This is a genomic window from Exiguobacterium sp. SH1S1 (assembly GCF_004337245.1).
Classification (GTDB): Bacteria; Bacillota; Bacilli; order Exiguobacteriales; family Exiguobacteriaceae; genus Exiguobacterium; species Exiguobacterium aurantiacum_A.
On sequence record NZ_SJUZ01000002.1, the window covers coordinates 101,090 to 120,119 of the forward strand.

Here is a 19,030-nt window from a genome sequence, read left to right on the forward strand (position 1 = left end):
TTAGAAATTCTTGGCGTTCGGTTTGTTATATCCATATTCTTCGAAGTACTCTTCTTTGAAATCGAGGAGACGGTCTTCGCGGATCGCTTGACGGACTTGTTCCATCAAATTCACGAGGAAATGAAGGTTATGCGTCGAGCAAAGGTGGAGACCGAACATCTCATCGGCACGGATCAAATGGTGCACGTATGCCCGTGAATAGTTCTTACACGTATAGCAATCGCACTTCTCATCGATTGGGCCAAAGTCCGTCTTATGTTTGGCGTGTTTGATCGTCACGCGACCTTTAGACGTCATGAGCGTGCCGTTACGGGCGATCCGTGTCGGCAAGACGCAGTCGAACATGTCGATCCCGCGAATCGAACCTTCGATCAACGCATCCGGTGATCCGACGCCCATCAAGTAGCGCGGCTTATCTTCCGGCATGAACGGTGTCGTGAACTCGAGCGCCCGATACATGACGTCCTTCGGTTCGCCGACCGACAAACCGCCGACCGCATAACCCGGGAAATCGAGTGAGACGAGGTCTTCGGCGCTTTGACGGCGAAGGTCTTCGTACTCGCCACCTTGGATGATGCCGAACAGCGCCTGGTCCTCCGGACGTTCGTGCGCCGCGAGGCAACGTTCGGCCCAACGGCTTGTCCGCTCGACCGACTTCTTCATGTATTCATGCGTCGCCGGGAACGGCGGGCACTCATCGAACGCCATCATGATGTCCGCACCAAGCGCGTTTTGGATTTCCATCGCCTTTTCTGGTGACAAGAACAACTTGTCCCCGTTCAAATGGTTACGGAAATGGACGCCTTCTTCTTGAATGTTACGCAGGTCAGCGAGTGAGAACACTTGGAAGCCGCCTGAGTCCGTCAAGATCGCGCCGTCCCAGTTCATGAACTTGTGAAGTCCGCCCGCTTGCTTGACGACCTCGTGTCCGGGACGAATCCATAGGTGGTACGTGTTCGATAAGATGATGTTCGCACCCATCGCTTTCACTTGTTCAGGTGCCATCGTCTTGACGCTCGCCTGCGTGCCGACCGGCATGAAGACAGGCGTCTCGAACGAGCCGTGCGGCGTATGGACGATCCCGTGCCGCGCTCCTGATTGTTTACACGTGTGGATGTGTTCGTATGTGACTGCATGTTTGGTCATTTGTTTTCTTCCTTCCTCGTAATGAGCATCGCGTCTCCAAAGCTGAAGAAGCGGTATTCGTTTTCCACCGCGGTCCGGTAGGCGTGTAAGATGATGTCGCGTGACGCGAACGCCGAGACGAGCATGACGAGCGTTGACTTCGGCAGATGGAAGTTCGTGATTAGTCCATCGATCGCCTTCAACTCGACGCCAGGGTAAATAAAGATGTCCGTCCAGCCCGATGACTCAACGAAATCCCCGTGATCGCGCATGATTGTCTCGAGCGTCCGTGTCGACGTCGTCCCGACCGCGAAGACGCGGCCGCCGCTCGCGCGGACGTCACGGAGCGCCCGTGCCGATTGCTCGGACAGTTCAAAGTACTCGCTATGCATCGTATGCTCTTCGATCGTATCGGCCGTGACCGGGCGGAACGTCCCGAGCCCGACGTGAAGTGTGAGCGGGATCAAGTTGACCCCTTTCGCCTGGGCAGCCTCGAGCAATTCTTCTGTGAAATGAAGACCTGCCGTCGGTGCGGCCGCACTGCCGCGTTCGCGGGCGTAGACGGTCTGGTAGCGGTCTTGATCGTCAAGCTGTTCGCGGATGTAAGGCGGGAGCGGCATCGTGCCGAGCTCGTCTAAAATCTCATAGAAGATCCCGTCATACTCGAACTTGAAGCGGCGTCCGCCTTCCGGGAGCTCTTCGACGCATTCGGCCCGGAGCAATCCGTTCCCGAATTCGACGATGGCGCCGACGCGGACTTTCTTCGCCGGTTTGACGAGCGCTTCCCAGACGTCATCTTCGGTCTGCTTCAAGAGCAGCAGCTCGACTTTGCCGCCCGTCTCTTGCTTCGCCCCGAACAGACGGGCCGGCAAGACACGTGAATCGTTGACGACGAGCGCGTCGCCTGCTTGTAAATAGTCGAGCACGTCACGGAAGTGGCGGTGCTCGATGTCACCTGTGTCCCGGTCGAGGACGAGCAAACGTGAGCTCGTCCGATCAAGGAGCGGGACTTGGGCGATCAGTTCTTCTGGCAAGTCAAAATCATAGTCGTTTACGTTCAATTGAATATCTTGCATCATTTACTCCTCTTCGTATCCAAAATGCGTCTTAGCGTATTGTGTGATCATGCGTCCTCGCGGTGTCCGCTGGAGGAAGCCTTGTTGTAACAAGTATGGTTCGTAGACGTCCTCGATCGTCTGGGCGTCTTCACCGATTGTCGCGGCGAGCGTCTCGAGCCCGACCGGACCGCCGCCGAACCGTTCGACCATGGCCCGCAAGAGCCGATGGTCGACCTCGTCGAGCCCGAGGGCGTCGACGTGCAGGCGATCGAGCGCACTCGATGCCATGGCTGGGTCGATTTCTTTCGTCCCTTCCACTTGCGCGAAGTCACGGACACGACGCAACAGCCGGTTGGCGATCCGTGGCGTCCCGCGTGCGCGTTTGGCGATCGCGCCGCTCGCTTCCGGTGAGATCGACAGACGGAACAGCTGGGCCGTCCGGCTGACGATGGCCGCGAGTTCGTGCGCTTCGTAATACTCGAGCTTGAGCGTCACCCCGAAACGGTCACGGAGCGGGGCCGACAACATGCCGGCCCGTGTCGTCGCGCCGACGAGCGTGAACGGCGGCAAGTCGATGCGGACGCTGCGCGCCATCTCGCCTTGTCCGTAGACGATATCAAGGCAGTAGTCTTCCATCGCCGGATACAGGATCTCTTCAATCGTCCGGCTGAGCCGATGGATCTCGTCAATAAACAGGACGTCCCCCGGCTCGAGCGTCGACAGGATTGCTGCTAAGTCACCTGGGCGTTCGATGGCGGGACCGGCTGTCGTCTTGATGCCGACACCCATCTCGTTGGCGATAATTTGTGCGAGCGTCGTCTTCCCTAGACCAGGTGGCCCGTAAAGGAGGACGTGGTCGAGCGTCTCGCTTCGCATTTTTGCCGCTTGGATAAAGACGGATAAGTTCCCTTTCGCCTTCTCTTGTCCGATATACTGCTCGAACCGTTGCGGACGCAGGCTCCACTCTTCAGAGTCTTCATACTGTTGGTGGGATTGTGACAACAATCGTTCGTCCATAGGTTCCTCCTTATTTCAACAACAATTGCAGGGCGCGCTTTATGTAAGCGTCTGTCGTCAATATTTCTGAATTCAGTTCTTTGCGGACACGTGTGATCTCACGTTCCGAATAACCGAGGGCGGCGAGCGCTTCACACGCTTCGTCAAGTTCTGACGAGCCTTGTGCGAACAGGCCTGTGTTCGGCACATAGTCCGGTGCGAGCTCTGACAACTTCCCTTTTAAATCGAGCGCCATTTGTTTGGCCGTCTTCTTGCCGACGCCCGGGAACTTCATCAAGTACTTCTCGTTCTCGGTCTCGATCGCGTCAATCAACGCGTCCATGTCGCCCGAGGCGACGATGGCGAGCGCGCCTTTCGGTCCGATGCCGTTGACGCCGAGCAGTTTATTGAACAGTTCGCGCTCCCGGCGTGACCGGAAACCGTACAGCGTCTGTTGATCTTCTCTGACGTAATGGTGCGTAAACACGATTACATGTTCGTCTTGTTCACGATAAAAAAACGGGTTAGGCACATGTACTTTGTAGCCGACGCCCGAAACATCCAACGTTATATATTCCGCACACACGTAGGCGACGGATCCTTTTACGAATTCAATCACTTTGTTATCTCCTCTTCATAGGAAAACTGCATTCATTGTACCATAGAAAACGCCGTGAAAAAAGGACAGGCGATCGCCTGTCCGTTATCTCGCTAACATCCGCTCGAGGGCGAGCGTTGCCCATTTCGTCGTTTCCTCATCGACACGAATGATGTTGACCGGATCCGTCTCGAGCGACTCGAGCGCCCACAACAGATGCGGCAAATCGATGCGGTTCATCGTCAGACACGGACACATGTACGGGTTGAGGGAGACGATGTCTTGCTCGGGATGCGTCATTGCTAGTCGATTGACCAAGTTCATCTCCGTCCCGACGGCCCACTTCGTCCCCGGAGCGCTCGCCTCGATCTGGTCGATGATGTAGGATGTCGACCCGGCCTCGTCCGCCGCCTGCACGACGTCAAACGTACACTCGGGATGGACGATGATGCGTCGTTCCGGGTCATGCTTCCGCAACGCCTCGATTTGGGCGACATTGAACTTCTCGTGGACCGAACAATGCCCTTTCCAGAGGATGACCCGTACGTCTTCGATGTCGCCCTTGTAGTCGAGACGCTCACGAAGCGGGTCCCAGACGGCCATCGCCGCCAGCGGCACACCGAGATCAAACGCCGTGTTGCGCCCTAAGTGTTGATCTGGCAAGAACATAATCCGTTCGCCAGTCTCGAGTGCCCAACGGACGATGTCGTGTGCGTTTGACGACGTGACGGTCGCACCGCCGTTCTTTCCGACGAACGCCTTGATGGCTGCAGTCGAATTGACATACGTGATCGGGATGATGTCGTCACCGAACAAGTCGGTCAATTCCTCCCAAGCAATCTCGGTCTGGTCGATATCGGCCATATCCGCCATCGAACAACCGGCCCGCATGTCCGGCAAGATGACGAGTTGGTCGTCGCGTGTCAGCATGTCGGCCGTCTCGGCCATGAAATGGACGCCGCAAAAGACAATAAACTCGGCCCCATTCATTTGTTCGGCGAGTCGTGCGAGCTGGAGCGAATCTCCGGTCGCGTCCGCGAACTGGACGACCTCATCCTTTTGATAGTGATGTGCCGGTAGAAACAGCCGGCTGCCGAGCCGTGCTTTAATGGCTTCGATCCGCGCTTCCATCTGTTCGATCGTCATATTAGCGTATTGTGCTGGCATCGTTCCGAGTAACTGCATATTTGACCCCTCCTTTAAGATTTAAGCTGCAATCGAGAGCCGTCACCGAATTCGTCAACTGTCCGACCGAGATGACGTCGACGCCCGTACCGCGGTAGGCGGCGATTGTGTCGACAGTGATCCCACCCGACGCTTCCGTCGTGATGTGGGACGGCACGAGCGCAACCCACGCCTTCAACTCTTCCGGTGACCGGTTATCGAGCATGATGATGTCAGGACTTGCCGCGATTGCCTCACGCAACTGCTCGATCGTCTCGACCTCGACTTCGATCGGTGTCGTATGCCCGTTTTGAGTTCTCGCCGTTTCGATGGCCCGCGTGATGCCCCCGAGTGCCGCAATATGGTTGTCTTTGATCATGACGGCGTCGTCGAGACGCAGCCGATGGTTGTATCCCCCACCACATCGGACGGCGTATTTTTCAAGCATCCGCAGTCCCGGCGTCGTCTTCCGTGTGTCGGTGACCCGGATCGATGGGTCGGCGAGCGCCTCGACACAGCGCCTTGTCAGCGTGGCGATGCCGCACATATGTTGCACAAGGTTGAGCAGTATCCGTTCCGTCTCGAGGATCGTCCGCGTCTTGCCGCGCAAAGCGAACATGACGTCCCCTTTTTTCAAATCCGTCCCATCGTCACGGCACTGTTCGACGACGAGCCGTTGCATCGCCGCGAGTTCCATCACGACGTCAACACCGGAGAAGACCCCGTCCGCCTTGGCGGTGACGACGGCTGTCGCCACGTCGATCGGGTCGATGAGCGCGCTCGAGGCGTCTCCAAATCCGATATCCTCATTTAGAAATTGTGTGAGCTGTTCGCGCAGTAACGTTCTGTTCATGGAACTCCTCCGTTCTCATAAAGGCGCGTGCTAAAATCCGGCCCGCCTCAAGTTGTAATGTTCGTTCTGCCAATTGTCTTGTCACGTGTTTCGTCCGTGCCAGTTGTTGGGTATTTTCTAAGAAACTTCTCATTTCTCCAAACTCAGGCGAGATTGTCAGCCAGTTGCCTAATCGCCGACGATACGCTTGAAACGCCTCCTTCGATAACTCATAAGCGGTCACTTCAGTCACCGTGAACGGCCCTTCTTCAAGTCGCACCGATGCGGCGACCCGTTTTCCGAACACCCAGCATTCAAGTAGTGAATTAGAAGCCAACCGGTTCATCCCGTGAACACCCGTGTCGGCGACTTCACCGACCGCGTAAAGCCCGGCCACACCCGTCGACCCGGTTTCATCGACTCGCACCCCGCCCATATGAAAATGCAGACCCGGCCGGACCGGGATGCGAGCGACGTCGATCCGTTCGGCCTGACACGTCGCCCACAATTTCGGGAACCGGGCCGCAATGTCTTTGACGCGACTCGTATCGAGATAGACCGGGCCGCAGTGACGCGTGAGCACGGCCGCCACTTCATCACGGGGCGCCAGACTGCCTAGCGGATGGTGCCGCATCACGTGACACCCGTCCTCATCGACGAGTTCCGCGCCCGCACCTCGCAGCGCCTCGGTCACGAGGTGCGGCGTCTCGACCGCTAGCAGTGTCGGATGAAACTGGATCTCGGTCAAGTTGGAAAGTTCGGCACCGGCAGCGCTCGCCAAGACGAGTCCATCCCCCGTCACGGCCCGACAGTTCGACGTCCAATCGACGAGCCCGCCGATGCCACCTGTCGCCAAGACGACCGCGCCCGCTTGAATATGGATTCGTTCGTCACCTTGGAAACCGGTCGCACCGACGACTCGGCCGCCCGTTTTTGTCAGTCTGTCGATCAAGACGTGTTCCATCACTTCAACGTTTTGCGGGAGCCGTTCTCGTAACGCGGTCATCACATGACGTCCCGTCTCGTCACCACCGACGTGGTAGATCCGATGTTTCCCGTGGGCACCTTCTCGGCCGATCTTATACCCGGACTCGTCCCGGTCGAACACGACACCGAACCGCTCCATCTCTGAAACGACACCACGGCCGTCCTCGACGAGCGTGACGACCCGGTCCGCTTGCGCCGTCATCTTGGAAGCGACGAGCGTATCGTGTGCGTGATCGAGACTCGACGGCTCCAAATATGAACTCGCGATCCCGCCTTGGGCGAGGTCAGAGTTCGAGGAGGTCACGTCACGTTTTGAGACGAGGAGGATGCGGTACGTCTCCGGCAAATGGAGTGCCACCGTGACCCCGGCCAACCCCGCCCCGATAATCAAAACATCGACTTGTATTAACTGTAAAGACATCTGTATATCACCTGTATTTCATATGTAATGTTGACTTGTAAACTAGTTTCGCATAATTTTGTGAAGAAGACAACATGAGAAAAGGGGATACTTCGATGAACGGTTACTTTGACTACGCGGCGACACACCCGATGACCCAAGCCGCCCTTGACCATTACGTCGCCATGGCCAAAGGCGTCCCCGGCAATCCCTCGTCGCTTCATACGCATGGGTTCATAGCCGAGGACTATTTGACAGAGGCGCGCCGGCTCGTCAAGCAGGCGCTCGGTCTCGATATGCTGAGAGGGAAGCTGTTGTTTACCGGGAGCGGCTCGGAAAGCAATTACATCGCGCTGACGAGTCTGCGCAAACGCATGAAAGGCAGCGAGGTCATCACGTCCTGGCAAGAGCACGACTCGGTCTCGCTCCTCCTCGACGAGTGGGAAGCTGAAGGTGTGATCGTCCATCGCCTCAAGCTGAAAGACGGCCAGTTCGACCACGACAAGTTCCTCCACTTGCTCGATCGTGATATCGGACTCGTCACGTTTCAGCACGTCAACTCGGACACCGGCTGGATTTTGCCGCTCCATAACATCCTCTGTAAACTTAAATATAAGAAAGTACTGCTCCATATCGACGGAGTACAAGCGCTCGGAAAAATACCGGTCTCGGTCGACGGGATCGACGCTTACTCGTTCAGCGCCCATAAAGTCGGCGGGCCGAAAGGAGTCGGCGGTCTCTATATGGAACGTCTATTGCCTCCACCCTACTACCCGGGTCACCATCAGTACGGCATCCGTCCCGGGACGATTGACGTGCCCGGCATCTCTGCGTTCGTCAAGGCGTTCACCAATCGGCACGAGAATCGGACACGTCACGAAAGAAATTTCTTAGCGTTTCGTGCTATCTTGAAAGAGAAGACATCGTCACATGTTGACTGGCTCGAGTTCGACGACCAAAGTCCGGCCATCCTCTCATTCGTCTCGGACAAACGAGACGGCCAATGGTGGATGACCGAACTCGACGCACTCGGCTTCCAAGTGTCGGCCGGCTCGGCTTGCCGGGCCGGTCAAAACGGACCGAACCGCATGCTCGAATCACTCGGCTATGAGACGAGCGCCTGCCACGGGCTCGTCCGAATTTCCTTCGGCGAACAGACAACCGCCGAAGCCACGGCGGCACTCGCCGATGCCATCGTCACTTTAGCAAGGAGAGTTGAACACCATGAACAAACGTTTAGCCGGTGAAGAACGCCGGCGCACTTTATTGGAATTGATTGAAGCGAGTACGGAACCGATCACCGGTTCCGAGCTCGCCCGCCGCGTCGCGGTCAGCCGCCAAGTCATCGTCCAAGACTTGTCGCTCTTGAAGGCGAAAGGCCACCAAATCGTCGCGACCGCCCGCGGCTATGTCTATCTACCCGGCGAGGCATCACCGTCCGCCTACACACGAAAAATCGTCTGTCGGCACGAAGCCGAGGACATGGAAGCCGAGATGAACGCCATCGTCGACGAAGGTGTCACGATTCGTGACGTCATCATCGATCACCCCGTCTACGGGTCGCTGACTGGTCAGTTGATGGTGAAGAGCCGGCGCGACGTCCGGGCCTTCCTCGAACGCGTCGAGGCCAACCAGGCTGCCCCACTGTCCCATTTGACGGGTGGGCTGCACATTCACACGCTCGAAGCCGACAGTGCGGAAGCGATCGATGCCGCCGTCTCTGAACTTGAGCGCCTCGGCGTGCTCGTTTCCGAACTCGACTAAAAGATGTCACGCCTTTGTGACATCTTTTCTTTTGCTTTCCTAGTTTGTCCGTTATACTGATGGATGGAACAAATTCCCTACTACGTATTGAAAGGAGTGATCTGTCATGTGGCACTTCCTCGAGCAACTCTTGGCCGGATGCGGCGTCTTCAGTATCCCGCTCGGCATCTTCATCCAAGTCATCCCAAACGAGCTCGTCCTCGCATACGGCGGTTATCTCGTCGGTTCCCTTGACGCGTCATTCCTGTTCATCTTTTTGCTCGCTTGGTCGGCTTTCGTCGTGACCCAGGTCGCATTGTATGGGATTGGCCGCTACGGCGGACGACCGGTCGCCCTGCGATTGTATCGCTCGTTTCGGATCAAGCAGGAGAAACAGCTTCAAGCCGAGTCGTGGTTTGAGAAGTACGGGGCGTGGATCGTCTGCCTCAGCGTGATTTGGCGTCAATTGTTCGCCATCAGCGCCGGCGTGATGCGGTTGTCGTTCCGTAAATTCCTGACGATGACAACGATCGTCTTCGCGGTCTGGTCGTTCGTCTTCGTCAAAGTCGGCATGATGCTCGGCAGTAATTGGCGATATATCGGCGAATACACACACGGCCTGTTTCCTTATATCGGGCTCGGCATCGGCATCTTCTTTGTCGCCCGCTATATCCGCTCACATCCGAACTTCATGAAAAAGTCAGCCTGAACAAAAGTTCGGGCTGACTTTTTTTAAATAGAGGGTAAACTGATACGTATGGCGAATACGTCATAGTGAGGAAATCAATCTATTTCTAAAGCACAGAGACAGCAACCGTCAAAGGAGGAATTTTCATGTTCCATCGTCGAAAAACGTATACGATCCGTCCCGAACGCTTGCAAGAATTCACTGAGTTTTTCCATACATACCTGTATCCGATTCAGGTATCGCACGGCGCACGGCTCGTCGGCCGTTGGGTGACCGAGGACCAAACCGAGGTCATGGCACTTTGGGAATACCGCGACCGTGAGCACTATGAACAAGTCGAACGCGATTACCGCTCGAGCGCACTCCGTCGCGAGGCGATGAAGAAGCGGGCCCGTCTCGGGAAAGACTTGTACATCAAGTCGAGCGAAGAGTTCATGATGCCGACCGGACACTACACCCCGCCGCGCACGATCGTCTCCGTGACCGCCTACATCACGAACGATGACGGCGAGGTGCTGCTCGTCAAAAACACGCACCGGAGCGACACGTACGAGATGCCGGGCGGACAGGTCGAAGAACACGAATCGATCATCGATGCAATCCATCGTGAAGTGAAAGAAGAGACCGGGGCCGACATCGAGATTGACGGCATCATCGGGATCTATCAAAACGTGTCGTCACGCGTCCTCTGCGTCTCGTTCCATGGGCGTTACGTCTCGGGCGACCTTCGTCCGCAAGCAGGCGAGACACACGAGGTCGGCTTCTTCCCGATCGATGCGTCGAACGTGTCGGACTACATCAAACGTGACCACTTCCAGATGCGTCTCATTGATGCGATCGACCCGACGTACATCCCGCACGCAATCTATAAGGTTCGTCCTTACGAGTTGCTCGAGCGCGTCGAGCGCCACCATACCGTCTAAACAAAAAGGAGATCGCCACGTGGCGATCTCCTTTTCTTATGCCTGTTCAGCCGATTCGGATTGACTCGTTTCGACTAACAGTTTGCGAATGCGTCGTTTTTCGACGTGGAGAACGGTGAACGTCATGTCGTCATACGTGACACGCGCACCTTTCTCTGGGATGTCGCCGAGCAGCTCGACGATCCAACCACCCATTGTGTTGGCATCTACTTCAGGTTCTTTAATCCCCATCTCGTCAGCGAACTGATCGACGTCCATGTCGGCCATACACTCGTATACGCCGTCTCGAAGCCGTCTCAAGTAGACGATCGATTCGTCGTGCTCGTCCCAAATATCGCCGACGAGCTCTTCAAGCATATCCTCGAGCGTGATGAGACCAGCCGTCCCACCAAACTCATCGAGGACGACAGCCATGTGCGATTGTTTTTGCTGCAGAATTGGAAGCAGTTCGATCAATTTTGTCTGTGGTGACACGTACGTGAGCGGACGGATGAGTGAACGGATATCCGTCACTTCATCTCGCATCATCGAGCGAAGGAAGTCACGTTCCGACAACACCCCGATGACGTTGTCGATCGAGTCTTTATACACCGGGAGACGAGAATGTCCCCCGCTAAAGATCGTGTCTTTGACCTCTTCAAGCGTATCGTCGATATCGACGGCGAGGATGTCGATCCGCGGCGTCAACACGTCATCGACGGTGATGTCGTTGAAAGAGAAGGCGCTATGCACCAGTTCGGCTTCTTTCTCACCGAGGACTCCTTCTTCTTCACCCATATCGACGAGCACTTTCAACTCTTCTTCCGTCACCGACGGTTCTTTGTCGGCCATCCCGATCATGCGAAGCGTCAAGCGCTTGAGACCTGTAAAGATCATCGTGACCGGCTTCAGGATTTTAACAAGGAACAACAAGATTCCGCTGATCAAAAGTGAATACTTTTCAGCGAATTCTTTGGCGAGTGATTTCGGCAAGATCTCACCGAAGATCAAGATGACAACGGTCGTCGCGAACGTCGAGACAATCAAGCCGGTTCCACCCGAGAAGATACTCGTGGCGATCGCCGTCGAAACGGTCGCGGCACCAATGTTGACGATGTTGTTCCCGACGAGGATTGTCGAGAGCGTATCGTCAAACCGGTCGACGAGGTGGAGGACGCGTTTGGCGCCCTTGTCCCCGTCTTCACTCATCCGGATCATCCGGACGCGGTTCACGCTCGAGAGCGCGGTCTCTGCTGAAGAGAAGAAAGCTGACAAAAATACTAGAACTGCATAAAGAATTAAACTAGACGAGGGCACAGGGTCCACGTTTACTTCACACTCCATTTCTTATTTAAAAGATTATTCGACAAATTCGAATTCAAAATCAGAGATCGCAACGACGTCGCCATCTTGAGCACCTAGCTTACGAAGGTCCTCATCGACGCCCATTTGACGCATCTGACGGGCGAATCGTTTGATCGAGTCATCGTGATCGAAGTTCGTCATCTTGAATAGTTTCTCGATGCGCGGCCCCGTGATCACGAAGCGTTGGTACTCATCGACATGAATCTGATACCCTTTCTCTTCCTTCTCGTAACGATAGACGACACGTGGTGTGGCCGTTTTCGCTTCGAGCTCTTCGAGTGGGAATTCAGGTGTCGCGTCGACGAGATTAGCTACTTCGATGAGCAAGTTGCGAAGTCCTTCTTTCGCGAGTGCCGAGATCGGGAAGACTTTGACGTCATCGCCGACTTTCTGTTGGAACTCTTTAAGAAGTTCTGGCGCATCCGGCATATCCATCTTGTTGGCGACGACGATCTGTGGACGCTCGAGGAGACGTAAATTGTACGACTCGAGCTCACGGTTGATCGTCGTGTAGTCTTCAAACGGGTCACGTCCTTCGATCCCGCTCATATCGATCATATGGACGATGACTTTCGTCCGTTCGATATGACGCAAGAACTGGTGACCGAGACCGACGCCTTGGCTCGCGCCTTCGATAAGTCCAGGAAGGTCGGCCATGACGAAGTCACGGTCGTCAGCTGTTTTAACGACACCGAGGTTCGGTGTGATCGTCGTGAAGTGGTACGCTCCGATTTTCGGACGTGCCGATGAGACGACCGACAAGAGCGTCGATTTCCCGACTGACGGGAATCCGACGAGACCGACGTCGGCGAGGAGTTTCAGTTCAAGACGCAACTCGCGCTCTTGGCCCGGTTCCCCGTTTTCAGCGATTTCTGGTGCCGGGTTCGACGGTGTCGCAAATCGACAGTTTCCGCGTCCACCGCGGCCGCCTTTAGCGATCGTGGCCCGTTGGCCGTGCTCGGTAAGGTCGGCAATGACAGTATCCGTCACTGAATCGAAGACGATTGTGCCTGGCGGGACTTTGACGACGAGCGGCTTCGCTTTACGTCCGTGCATCCCTTTCGACATTCCTTTTTCACCGTTATAGGCGATGAACTTCTTCGAGAAGCGGAAATCAACGAGCGTCCGTAATCCTTCTTCTACTTCAAAGACGACGTCGCCACCGTGACCACCGTCACCACCTGCTGGTCCACCGTCTGGAACATACTTCTCGCGACGGAACGCGACCATTCCTTTACCACCGTCTCCAGCTTTTACAAAAATATTCACCTGATCGACAAACATTTAATTCCCTCCTTTTAAACGAAACGTAGAACATTCTACAGTCTGTTCGTGCACTTCGTCTGACGTGAACACATCTCCCGGCACGTTGCCGAAGACGCGAACCGCCAGTCCGTCCGTGAACGTCACATGAATCGGTCCATCCGTTCCTGACAGAAGACGGACAAGTTTATCCGCCACGCGTGCGTCGTCCAACGACGCACGGTCGGTCGATACCTTATAGGTCAACCGCCCTTCCCAATTCGCCTGTATGATGACGAGACTAGTCGCCGGCATATTTAAGCGAACGAGCGCACTCTCCTCGTCGGCGTGCTGACGATAACGTTCGTACAGCTCCTCGAGTCTATCAGGCTCGAGCGCCGCATACAAGGAGATCATCTGAAGCCGATTCATCCATTCGTGACGGACGGTCGATAATAATTTCAGCGTTGCCTGTGAGTCCATTTGATCCTCTCCTAGTAAAAAAGACTCTAACCAAATAAGTGGCTAGAGTCTTTTGCGTGGTTCTACTTACGCAACTGGGTAAACGCTCACTTGTTTCTTGTCGCGACCAAGACGCTCGAAGCGTACTACGCCGTCAACTTTAGCAAACAATGTGTCGTCGCCACCACGGCCGACGTTTTCACCTGGGTGAATTTTCGTACCGCGTTGACGGTAGAGAATCGATCCAGCTGAAACTGTCTGTCCGTCAGCGCGTTTAGCGCCGAGGCGTTTCGAAATCGAGTCACGACCGTTTTTAGTCGATCCAACTCCTTTTTTCGATGCGAAGAACTGAAGGTTCAATTGTAACATGAGGTCCACCTCCTATTGTTCAATTTGGATATAATCACCGTAACTTTGGGCGATCGTGTCTAGTTGCACGAGCATCCCTTCTAATAACAGCTGGGTGCGAGTCATATCCTGCGGTGATAGTTCAGGATATGTCTCGACATAAAAGTAACCACCCTCTGTTTTGTCTGCCATTTCTACAAGAAGCGACTGGCCTGCGAGTACCTCAACAGCGTTATACGCCCCAAAAATGATAGCGGAAACGCCGGCACACACTAAGTCAGAACCGGGTTCAGCAAAGTTGGCGTGACCTGTCACTTCGACGGAACGAATCGACTTCGTCTCGTCTCGTCTGACCGTTACTTGAATCATAGAAATTACGCTTCGATTTTCTCGATGCGAACTTTCGTGTAAGGCTGACGGTGACCTTGCTTACGACGGTAGTTTTTCTTAGCTTTCATTTTGAAGACAGTGATCTTTTTCGCGCGACCGTGTTTAACGACAGTTGCTACTACTTTAGCGCCCTCTACGAATGGAGCTCCGACTTTAACATCGTCACCACCAACGAAAAGAACTTCACCGAATTCTACAGTACCCTCGACATCAGCATCGAGTTTTTCGATGTAGATCTCTTGACCTGCTTCAACTTTGATTTGCTTACCACCAGTTTTGATGATTGCGTACATATACGTGCACCTCCTTATTAAACTCAGACTCGCCATCCAGGGCAGGGCGAAACCGTTTCAACCCGTTCTGTGCGGTTGTAGCCATTTGGGTGCTTCCAAACGAACTAACGTTATAGATATTACCACTCTCGCGCGAAGCTTGTCAATGACGAGATACGAAGTTCTCACATTCCTCGAGTGTACCATGAAAAGCGACGTCGGGCTCTCCTTCTATAAAGAACACATGAAGACCTGACGCGTCCCAGGCCCCGTCTTGCCACTTCGAAGGAAGCGACAGTACGACCGCCTCCTGTTTTCCGTCTAGCTCCATGAGCGTGCGCTCAAGCCGTGAGAACACGGCCAGCTTCGACGGTGCACCGTTATACGTCATCCGGTCTTGAATCGAACGTCCGGTCCGCTCGCGCGATAGTTCGAACAGTCCCATCCGTGTGAAGCCGTACACTTCGACACGACGTGGGTCACGGGCCCCGAGTTCTTTCATTCGTTTCAAAAGTCGGTCTTGTCCATCTTTTGACCCGCGTAAAAAGTCGATGACGACCATGCCGCCGATATTGCGTAGGCGGAGCTGTTCCATAACCGCATACAGTGCCGCCTCATTGATTGTGTCGGCGGCGCGCCCTTTATCTTTGACGGCGACGTTCTTGCCGCTGTTGACGTCGATGACGGTCATCGTCTCGACTTGTTCGACCAAGACGTAAGACCCGCCTTCGAGCCAGACGACACGGTTCTCGAGCTTCTCGATCGCTGTGTCTAAACGCGCGGCTTCTTTCATCCGGCCTTTGCCAACGTGGCGTTCGACCGGGACGTCGAGCCGCTTCAAACGTTCTTGCGCCTCTTTATCGTTCAACAGTACCGACTCGACCGAATGGCGCCGGACGAACTGCTCACAGAGCAGTTCGTCTTGCCCGCGGCGCGCCGTCTCGACGTCAGTAGCCCGGGCCCGCAACAAGGCCAGCTCCTCGCGAAGCGCCTCGGGACTGGCTTGTCCTGATTCGGTCCGGAACAACACACCTTCCGCCTCATTGAGCGTGAATACTTTCGATAACCGGTCCTGCGTAGCGAGGTCGAGCTTACGGCTGAACAACTGGCGCCGTCCATACGGGAAGTAGACGAGATAGCGCCCTCCGAACCGAATGTTCTCGGTCACTTTGTGGTGCTTACCCCCGATGCCCTCTTTCGTCACTTGGACGAGACGTTTCTCCCCGACGACGGCCGCCTGACCGATGCCCAGTACTTCCGGGTAGACAGCGAGCGCCCGGAGCGTCTCGGCGATCGGCAAGAAAAACGTTGTCTCGCCGTTGACGAGGAAAGCGGCGCCGAGTGACGGATGGATCCGCTCGATCGCAGCTTCAAGGATCGTCCCGACCGAGAGCTGGTCGACAAAGCGCTCCTCGACTTCAAGCAGACGCTCGCCGTCGACGAGCATGGCCCGCTCGATCGACGGGGTCCGTTCATAGATGAGTTTCATACGAGCACTCCTTTCGACACAAAAAGGCAACTTTCGTTGCCTTAGGCTTTTTTCATTCCAAACTTCAATAGCAATCGTGCCCAAAATCCGGTCGGTTGTTGGTCCGTCTGGATGGACATGAGCGGCACCGACTCACCCAGAATACGGCGCGTGATGTTGCGATACGCTTGTCCGGCGTTATTGTCCGGGTTCATCGTCACCGGGACACCTCGGTTTGCCGCGGCGATGACTTCTTCATCATCGACGACGACGCCGAGCAGGTCGATCGACAGGATGCGCATGATGTCATCGATGTCGAGCATGTCGCCCGATGCGACGAGATGATTCTTCACGCGGTTGACGATGAGTTTAGGCGGCGCGACGTGTTCCGCTTGTTCGAGCATACCGATGATGCGGTCCGCGTCTTGGACGGCCGCCTTCTCAGGCGTCGTCACGACGACAGCCTCGTCGGCACCGGCGATGGCGTTCATGAACCCTTGCTCGATACCGGCCGGGCAGTCGATCAAGACGAAATCATATTCCGTCTTCAACTGGTCGATGATCTCTTTGACTTGCTCCGGTTGGACCGACGTCTTGTCTTTTGACTGGGCCGCCGGCAGCAGATACATCTCTTCGAACCGTTTGTCACGGACGAGCGCTTGGTGCAGCTTGCACTGCCCGTTGATGACGTCGACGAGGTTATAGATGCTCCGGTTGTCGAGTCCTAGGATGATATCCAAGTTCCGTAGACCGATGTCCGTATCGACGAGACAGACCGAGTGTCCGGACAATGCGAGACCCGTCCCGAGGTTAGCGGTCGTCGTCGTCTTGCCGACGCCACCTTTCCCCGACGTCACGACGATGGCCCGACCTTTCTTCACTTCTTTTGCTGTATGTACAGGCTCTACTACTTGCTCCATCAAACTCACCCTCTCTGTAATTCCATTGCATATGCGTCTTTAAGCCCTGTCATGACTTGGCGGAGACGCGTCATTTCAATGCCCTGATTCGTCTGATACGCGCAGCCCATCTCGATCTCTGGCATCTCGGTATCGTCGTCTGGCGTGAGCACGTGCTCACCGATCGCTAGAAACAGCGGATGCAACAGACTTGCGGTAATGACCGCGTCCTCCCATCCTTCGACACCGGCCCGGACATTTCCTCGTATCGTGCCTAAACAATAGATACTTCCTGTCGCCCGAACTTCAGACCCCGGATTGACGTCGCCGATAATGAGCACCGAACCCTCAAATGAGAGCACTTGCCCGCTGCGGATCGTCCCGCTATGATAATGGAACGTCTTTTTCCCGTAAGTCGCTTTCGCCTCTTCGGTCAACATGACCTCGCTCGACAGCTCCTCGATATAAAAAACGCCATGACGAGCAACGACTTCACGAATTTGACGTGACAGCTCCTCGTCCAAATAACGAGTACCCGCGTGCAACTTGAGTGCAATCTCCCCAGAGGGCGGCTCCATTTCTTGTAACGTGGCCTCAAGCTCTCCGAGCACCTCATCGACGCCACTCCGTGGATTGAAGTGGATTGCAATACCGTTGCGATGTCCTTTTATCGTAATGTGTCGTTTACGCTCCATCATGGCTACCCTCTTTTCGCTACAGGGCGCACCGCCACGTATCGCGTCATCGGATAATAAAGAATCGCGATGGCGATCACATTGACGACGAGCGTCCCTGGAATCTGTTCAACTAATAGTGTTTGTATGGTCATGGTCGTCCCACCGACCGCTGCCATGATACCGTATATCCCGAAGGAGAAGACGAGGATCATGAACGTGAACGTGATGACGACCGAGAAGAAGTTCTCACCTATATATTTTAACACGAAGCTGACTAAGAGAGGAATGAGTGAAAAAGTAAATAAGTAAATTCCGAGCAAGTCGGTGTAGACGATGTCATACAACAACCCGAATACGAGACCGAATCCGAGTGCCGACTCAAACCGGCCATACAAACCGACGTACATTAACCCAATCAACGTCAAATACACGAACGGCGTCGCGTAGTGCCATGAAAAGATGGCAGCCCATGTCCCTTCAATAAGAAAGAGGAGGAACAGGGCGATGAACACTTTCATGTTACTCACCCGCTGCTCCTCCTTCCTCGGGACCCGTCAAAAACGGTTCGTCTAGCGTTCGATCGATGACAAACATTTGCGAGAACTCGTTGAAGTCCGCCTCTGGCGTGATGCGAGCAACTTGAGACACACCATATTCATCGGTCTCGATCGACTTCACCTTACCGATGACGAGACCGGCCGGATAACGTCCGCCGAGCCCTGACGTCGAGACGATCTCGCCTTCTTTCAACTTGACGCTGTTCGAAACCTTTGTGAAAAAGAGTTCGTTCGTCTCGCTGTCGAAGCCGTCGATCGTTCCGTACGCCGCCTTACCGTCCGCATCTTTGACGACCGCCGAGACGTTGTTCGTCCGGTTGTTGTCGCTCAGGAGCTGAACTTGTGACGTATAGGCGCTCGTTTGAATGACGCGTCCGACCATGCCGCCCGCGGCCGTCACGGCCATGCCTTTTTCAACGCCGCGTTCTTGCCCGACGTTGATCGTCACATAGCGCTGCCAGTCGTTCGGCGTGCGCCCGATGACCTCGGCCGGAATCAAATCAAAGTCACGGAGCGAGCTTTCGCCCGCCTCGACCATTTGACGCAACTCCTCGTTCTCACGGCGCAGGTCGTCAGCTTCGACGGACACTTCGGCGTATTTCGTCAAATGTTGCTTCAATTCACGGTTCTCTTCATAAATTTCACGGACGTTCGAAATCGAGGACACGGTACTATCCATCCAGCCGATCGGCACCGTGAACACCCGTTGGAACGTTCCGACCACATCACGCGTGACGTCTTGGTACCAGGCGGATTCCGACCGTCCTCGAATCGAAACCCCTAAAATGACGAGAAATAAGATGATACCGATCAGCGTGATGATGAGCTTTTTATTGCGTACAAACCGGCTCATCGTT

The 19,030-nt window shown here is 55.1% G+C and carries 22 protein-coding genes and 1 other annotated feature; of the genes, 4 read left to right on the top strand and 18 right to left on the bottom strand.

Translation table 11 applies throughout. The features are described 5' to 3' along the window. The 7 genes from tgt to EVJ23_RS06925 all read right to left on the bottom strand — a co-directional run bounded on the left by tgt (position 1) and on the right by EVJ23_RS06925 (position 7,181). Positions 1 to 1,146, bottom strand: coding sequence for a tRNA guanosine(34) transglycosylase Tgt (gene tgt / locus EVJ23_RS06895; protein ID WP_070327677.1), 1,146 nt, complete (start codon positions 1,144 to 1,146; stop codon positions 1 to 3). Beyond that, on the bottom strand, positions 1,143 to 2,186 hold the full coding sequence (queA, locus tag EVJ23_RS06900) for a tRNA preQ1(34) S-adenosylmethionine ribosyltransferase-isomerase QueA (RefSeq protein WP_083274023.1): 1,044 nt from the start codon (positions 2,184 to 2,186) through the stop codon (positions 1,143 to 1,145). The genes tgt and queA overlap by 4 nt, the downstream gene beginning before the upstream one ends. A gap of 18 nt (positions 2,187 to 2,204) precedes the next feature. Further along, entirely contained in the window at positions 2,205 to 3,200 is a 996-nt protein-coding gene (gene ruvB, locus EVJ23_RS06905; RefSeq protein ID WP_071399448.1) for a Holliday junction branch migration DNA helicase RuvB, read from the bottom strand. Positions 3,201 to 3,210: 10 nt separating this feature from the next. Beyond that, the gene (gene ruvA / locus EVJ23_RS06910; protein ID WP_070327680.1) at positions 3,211 to 3,798 is read right to left on the bottom strand and encodes a Holliday junction branch migration protein RuvA; all 588 of its coding nucleotides are present in this window, start codon (positions 3,796 to 3,798) and stop codon (positions 3,211 to 3,213) included. A gap of 84 nt (positions 3,799 to 3,882) precedes the next feature. After that, a complete protein-coding gene (gene nadA / locus EVJ23_RS06915) occupies positions 3,883 to 4,962 on the bottom strand; it encodes a quinolinate synthase NadA (RefSeq protein WP_131465463.1) in 1,080 nt (359 codons plus the stop codon). Further along, positions 4,925 to 5,794 carry a carboxylating nicotinate-nucleotide diphosphorylase gene (gene nadC, locus EVJ23_RS06920; protein WP_131465465.1) on the bottom strand — a complete coding sequence of 290 codons (870 nt, stop codon included), beginning with the start codon at positions 5,792 to 5,794 and terminating at the stop codon, positions 4,925 to 4,927. Before nadC ends, nadA begins: the two co-directional genes overlap by 38 nt. Continuing rightward, on the bottom strand, positions 5,748 to 7,181 hold the full coding sequence (locus tag EVJ23_RS06925) for an L-aspartate oxidase (RefSeq protein WP_236633722.1): 1,434 nt from the start codon (positions 7,179 to 7,181) through the stop codon (positions 5,748 to 5,750). Before EVJ23_RS06925 ends, nadC begins: the two co-directional genes overlap by 47 nt. A 95-nt stretch (positions 7,182 to 7,276) precedes the next feature. Between EVJ23_RS06925 and EVJ23_RS06930 the strand changes: the two genes are divergently transcribed. The 4 genes from EVJ23_RS06930 (at position 7,277) to EVJ23_RS06945 (ending at position 10,514) form a co-directional block, all read left to right on the top strand. After that, positions 7,277 to 8,407 carry a cysteine desulfurase family protein gene (locus tag EVJ23_RS06930; protein WP_236633411.1) on the top strand — a complete coding sequence of 377 codons (1,131 nt, stop codon included), beginning with the start codon at positions 7,277 to 7,279 and terminating at the stop codon, positions 8,405 to 8,407. Continuing rightward, positions 8,385 to 8,924, top strand: a complete 540-nt coding sequence (locus tag EVJ23_RS06935; RefSeq protein ID WP_131465469.1) for a transcription repressor NadR — start codon at positions 8,385 to 8,387, stop codon at positions 8,922 to 8,924. Before EVJ23_RS06930 ends, EVJ23_RS06935 begins: the two co-directional genes overlap by 23 nt. A 106-nt stretch (positions 8,925 to 9,030) precedes the next feature. Further along, on the top strand, positions 9,031 to 9,612 hold the full coding sequence (locus EVJ23_RS06940; RefSeq protein WP_071399444.1) for a DedA family protein: 582 nt from the start codon (positions 9,031 to 9,033) through the stop codon (positions 9,610 to 9,612). A gap of 125 nt (positions 9,613 to 9,737) precedes the next feature. After that, positions 9,738 to 10,514: an NUDIX domain-containing protein gene (locus EVJ23_RS06945; protein WP_070327686.1), complete on the top strand. Its 777-nt coding sequence runs from the start codon at positions 9,738 to 9,740 to the stop codon at positions 10,512 to 10,514. Positions 10,515 to 10,550: 36 nt separating this feature from the next. Here EVJ23_RS06945 and EVJ23_RS06950 read toward each other — a convergent pair whose 3' ends face one another. The 11 genes from EVJ23_RS06950 to mreC form a co-directional block, all read right to left on the bottom strand. Next, positions 10,551 to 11,837: a hemolysin family protein gene (locus EVJ23_RS06950; protein ID WP_328590997.1), complete on the bottom strand. Its 1,287-nt coding sequence runs from the start codon at positions 11,835 to 11,837 to the stop codon at positions 10,551 to 10,553. A 15-nt stretch (positions 11,838 to 11,852) separates the two neighbouring features. Further along, positions 11,853 to 13,142 (bottom strand): GTPase ObgE, encoded by a 1,290-nt coding sequence (gene obgE / locus EVJ23_RS06955; RefSeq protein WP_070327688.1) that lies wholly within the window; start codon positions 13,140 to 13,142, stop codon positions 11,853 to 11,855. Beyond that, entirely contained in the window at positions 13,143 to 13,583 is a 441-nt protein-coding gene (locus EVJ23_RS06960; protein WP_070327689.1) for a Spo0B domain-containing protein, read from the bottom strand. Between the two features lie 66 nt (positions 13,584 to 13,649). Next, positions 13,650 to 13,931: a 50S ribosomal protein L27 gene (gene rpmA, locus EVJ23_RS06965; RefSeq protein WP_016508537.1), complete on the bottom strand. Its 282-nt coding sequence runs from the start codon at positions 13,929 to 13,931 to the stop codon at positions 13,650 to 13,652. Between the two features lie 12 nt (positions 13,932 to 13,943). Next, positions 13,944 to 14,279: a ribosomal-processing cysteine protease Prp gene (locus EVJ23_RS06970; RefSeq protein ID WP_070327690.1), complete on the bottom strand. Its 336-nt coding sequence runs from the start codon at positions 14,277 to 14,279 to the stop codon at positions 13,944 to 13,946. A gap of 5 nt (positions 14,280 to 14,284) precedes the next feature. After that, positions 14,285 to 14,593 carry a 50S ribosomal protein L21 gene (gene rplU / locus EVJ23_RS06975; RefSeq protein ID WP_070327691.1) on the bottom strand — a complete coding sequence of 103 codons (309 nt, stop codon included), beginning with the start codon at positions 14,591 to 14,593 and terminating at the stop codon, positions 14,285 to 14,287. A 15-nt stretch (positions 14,594 to 14,608) separates the two neighbouring features. After that, positions 14,609 to 14,680: a sequence feature (ribosomal protein L21 leader region), on the bottom strand. Positions 14,681 to 14,735: 55 nt separating this feature from the next. Further along, positions 14,736 to 16,061, bottom strand: a complete 1,326-nt coding sequence (locus EVJ23_RS06980; RefSeq protein WP_131465473.1) for a ribonuclease E/G — start codon at positions 16,059 to 16,061, stop codon at positions 14,736 to 14,738. 41 nt (positions 16,062 to 16,102) lie between these two features. Continuing rightward, on the bottom strand, positions 16,103 to 16,960 hold the full coding sequence (gene minD, locus EVJ23_RS06985) for a septum site-determining protein MinD (protein ID WP_070327693.1): 858 nt from the start codon (positions 16,958 to 16,960) through the stop codon (positions 16,103 to 16,105). Between the two features lie 5 nt (positions 16,961 to 16,965). Continuing rightward, positions 16,966 to 17,634, bottom strand: coding sequence for a septum site-determining protein MinC (locus EVJ23_RS06990; RefSeq protein WP_236633723.1), 669 nt, complete (start codon positions 17,632 to 17,634; stop codon positions 16,966 to 16,968). 5 nt (positions 17,635 to 17,639) lie between these two features. Next, a complete protein-coding gene (gene mreD / locus EVJ23_RS06995) occupies positions 17,640 to 18,134 on the bottom strand; it encodes a rod shape-determining protein MreD (RefSeq protein ID WP_083274026.1) in 495 nt (164 codons plus the stop codon). Position 18,135: 1 nt separating this feature from the next. Then, the gene (gene mreC / locus EVJ23_RS07000; RefSeq protein WP_070327696.1) at positions 18,136 to 19,026 is read right to left on the bottom strand and encodes a rod shape-determining protein MreC; all 891 of its coding nucleotides are present in this window, start codon (positions 19,024 to 19,026) and stop codon (positions 18,136 to 18,138) included. Positions 19,027 to 19,030: the final 4 nt, after the last annotated feature.

Coding starts and splice junctions, on each gene's coding strand:
- tgt (WP_070327677.1), bottom strand. CDS start 1,146: ATGACCAAACATGCAGTCACATACGAACACATCCACACGTGTAAACAA.
- ruvB (WP_071399448.1), bottom strand. CDS start 3,200: ATGGACGAACGATTGTTGTCACAATCCCACCAACAGTATGAAGACTCT.
- nadA (WP_131465463.1), bottom strand. CDS start 4,962: ATGCAGTTACTCGGAACGATGCCAGCACAATACGCTAATATGACGATC.
- nadC (WP_131465465.1), bottom strand. CDS start 5,794: ATGAACAGAACGTTACTGCGCGAACAGCTCACACAATTTCTAAATGAG.
- EVJ23_RS06925 (WP_236633722.1), bottom strand. CDS start 7,181: ATGTCTTTACAGTTAATACAAGTCGATGTTTTGATTATCGGGGCGGGG.
- EVJ23_RS06930 (WP_236633411.1), top strand. CDS start 7,277: ATGAACGGTTACTTTGACTACGCGGCGACACACCCGATGACCCAAGCC.
- EVJ23_RS06935 (WP_131465469.1), top strand. CDS start 8,385: ATGAACAAACGTTTAGCCGGTGAAGAACGCCGGCGCACTTTATTGGAA.
- EVJ23_RS06940 (WP_071399444.1), top strand. CDS start 9,031: ATGTGGCACTTCCTCGAGCAACTCTTGGCCGGATGCGGCGTCTTCAGT.
- EVJ23_RS06945 (WP_070327686.1), top strand. CDS start 9,738: ATGTTCCATCGTCGAAAAACGTATACGATCCGTCCCGAACGCTTGCAA.
- EVJ23_RS06950 (WP_328590997.1), bottom strand. CDS start 11,837: ATGGAGTGTGAAGTAAACGTGGACCCTGTGCCCTCGTCTAGTTTAATT.
- obgE (WP_070327688.1), bottom strand. CDS start 13,142: ATGTTTGTCGATCAGGTGAATATTTTTGTAAAAGCTGGAGACGGTGGT.
- EVJ23_RS06960 (WP_070327689.1), bottom strand. CDS start 13,583: ATGGACTCACAGGCAACGCTGAAATTATTATCGACCGTCCGTCACGAA.
- rpmA (WP_016508537.1), bottom strand. CDS start 13,931: ATGTTACAATTGAACCTTCAGTTCTTCGCATCGAAAAAAGGAGTTGGA.
- EVJ23_RS06970 (WP_070327690.1), bottom strand. CDS start 14,279: ATGATTCAAGTAACGGTCAGACGAGACGAGACGAAGTCGATTCGTTCC.
- rplU (WP_070327691.1), bottom strand. CDS start 14,593: ATGTACGCAATCATCAAAACTGGTGGTAAGCAAATCAAAGTTGAAGCA.
- EVJ23_RS06980 (WP_131465473.1), bottom strand. CDS start 16,061: ATGAAACTCATCTATGAACGGACCCCGTCGATCGAGCGGGCCATGCTC.
- minD (WP_070327693.1), bottom strand. CDS start 16,960: ATGGAGCAAGTAGTAGAGCCTGTACATACAGCAAAAGAAGTGAAGAAA.
- EVJ23_RS06990 (WP_236633723.1), bottom strand. CDS start 17,634: ATGGAGCGTAAACGACACATTACGATAAAAGGACATCGCAACGGTATT.
- mreD (WP_083274026.1), bottom strand. CDS start 18,134: ATGAAAGTGTTCATCGCCCTGTTCCTCCTCTTTCTTATTGAAGGGACA.
- mreC (WP_070327696.1), bottom strand. CDS start 19,026: ATGAGCCGGTTTGTACGCAATAAAAAGCTCATCATCACGCTGATCGGT.